This window comes from Pollutimonas rozaliensis, assembly GCF_048751585.1.
Classification (GTDB): Bacteria; Pseudomonadota; Gammaproteobacteria; order Burkholderiales; family Burkholderiaceae_B.
Window position 1 is genome coordinate 1 of the sequence record NZ_JAZHOB010000376.1, and the last position, 234, is coordinate 234.

The window sequence follows — 234 nt, forward strand, 5'->3', positions numbered from 1 at the left end:
AATAGAATACGCCCTTATCCCAATCCTCTATGGCGGTCTCTATTTCCGCACGATATGACAGGTTAAACGCCATCCTCAACATTTCTGCACCTGGCTTAAGGAGTGTCGGCTTATTCGTTCCCGGTAGAGTGTCGTAATCCGTGCCTTTCTGCATGATGTTGCGGAATATCTGATTGAGCATTCCGGGTATTTTCTTAAGGGATGTTATGACCGATTCCGATATTTCCATGTCGC

1 pseudogene is annotated in these 234 nt (G+C 46.2%); it reads right to left on the reverse strand.

What is annotated here, in order from left to right:
• Nucleotides 1-181 (reverse strand): annotated as a pseudogene (locus tag V0R37_RS23295) (hypothetical protein); the annotation flags it as partial.
• Between the last annotated feature and the right edge of the window lie 53 nt (nucleotides 182-234).